This window comes from Phocaeicola coprocola DSM 17136, from assembly GCF_000154845.1.
GTDB lineage: Bacteria > Bacteroidota > Bacteroidia > Bacteroidales > Bacteroidaceae > Phocaeicola > Phocaeicola coprocola.
This window is the reverse complement of the sequence record NZ_DS981442.1, coordinates 1-2011: the sequence shown is the minus strand read 5'-3', so window position 1 is coordinate 2011 and position 2011 is coordinate 1. Positions and strand designations below refer to the sequence as shown.

1 pseudogene is annotated in these 2011 nt (G+C 36.4%); it reads left to right on the top strand.

The features are described 5' to 3' along the window. Nucleotides 1–39 precede the first annotated feature (39 nt). Nucleotides 40–2011, top strand: a pseudogene (locus tag BACCOP_RS02475) (GH92 family glycosyl hydrolase); the annotation flags it as partial.

The following is a 2011-nucleotide window of genomic DNA, read 5'->3' as shown; positions in this document are numbered from 1 at the left end:
TTCCAACAATTCACCGTCCCTAATAGTTATGCTGCGAATATAATCCGGGAAAGAAGTGACTATACAGACAGCAATTACATGGATTACCCTAGCTGTAACAAGCCATCGTGGTTGCTCGGCTTTTAACTAAGCCCTCATCAAGACAACAATCTATCTCCTGTCATCAACTATAGCTATGATCATGAAATTATAAAACCATATTATTATGAGGTTTTACTTGATGAAGAGCAAATAAATATAAAATATGCCCCTTCACATCAATCTGCCATTTACCAAATTGAATATCAACAGGCAGACCGTCCTGCATACATAATGATTAACTCCCGAAATGGAGGAATAAAAATTGATAATGGTACAGTAAGTGGATACCAACAACTAGAAAATAACACGCGCATATACCTATATATGAAACCTGACATCACTCCTCTACAAGAAGGAATTTTAGAGAATAAGCAGATAAATTCCTTTATAAAAGAGGCCAAGGGAAATGATGCATGTGCCGTACTCCACTTCCCTAAAGGAACTAAGACCGTTAATTTATATTATGGTATTTCTTTTATAAGTGTAGAACAGGCCCGTAAAAATATGGAGCGTGAACTAACAGAAGCAGATCTGAATACAATATTAAAAAAAGGACGGGAGATCTGGAACAAAGCATTGAGAACAATTCAAGTTGAAGATAACAATGAAGAAAACAAAAGAGTCCTATATACCTCATTTTATCGTGTATTCGAACGTCCTGTTTGCATCAGTGAAGATGGACGTTATTTTAGTGCATTTGATGGTAAAATTCATGAAGATAAAGGTAAACCATTCTATACGGACGATTGGATCTGGGATACTTACAGGGCTGCACATCCACTACGATTGTTAATTGACGAAAAAACTGAAACTAATATAATTGATTCATATTTACGTATGGCTGAACAAATGGGAAATATGTGGATGCCCACCTTCCCTGAAATCACAGGTGATTCCCGCCGTATGAATTCCAACCATGCTGTTGCAACAATTGCAGATGCTGCAACTAAAGGTCTGAATTTTAATCTAGAAAAAGCTTATGAAGCATGTCGTAAAGGCATAGAAGAAAAAACTTTAGCTCCATGGTCTGATGCTAAAGCCGGTTGGATTGATGAATTTTATAAAATTAATGGATACATACCAGCTTTACAAGAAGGAGAACAAGAAATAGATAAAAATGTACATCCATTCGAAAAACGTCAAGCCATAGCAGTTACGTTAGGAACAGCTTACGACCAATGGTGTTTATCTCAAATTGCTCGTATTTTAGGTAAAAATAAAGAAGCTGACTATTACTCAAAATGTGCTTACAATTACCGTAACGTATATAATAGCCAGACAGGCTTTTTCCATCCCAAAGATCAAAAGGGGAAATGGATAACCCCATTTGATTATCGTTATTCTGGAGGGCAAGGAGCACGCAATTACTATGGAGAGAACAATGGATGGATATATCGCTGGGATGTACCTCATAATATTGAAGATTTAATTTCTTTAATGGGAGGAAAAGAAAAATTTATTTCCAACCTAGATCAGATGTTCCTTGAACCATTAGGAAAAAGCAAATTTGAGTTTTATGCACAATTACCAGATCATACAGGAAATGTAGGGCAGTTTTCAATGGCTAATGAACCTAGTTTACATATTCCATATTTATATAATTACGCCGGACAGCCTTGGAAAACTCAAAAACTTATTCGCACATTATTAAAAACTTGGTTCCGTAATGACTTGATGGGAATACCAGGAGATGAAGATGGAGGAGGCATGTCAGCATTTGTTGTTTTTTCTTCATTGGGATTCTATCCTGTAACTCCAGGGTTTCCCGCTTATAATATAGGAAGCCCTCTGTTTTCCAAGACAAAAGTAAAGCTTAGTAATGGAAAGATATTTGAAATTGAGGCGCAAGGAGTATCGGAAGAGAATAAGTATATCCAATCTGCTAATCTGAATGGTCAAAAATGGAACAAGCCTTGGTTCAGTCATGATG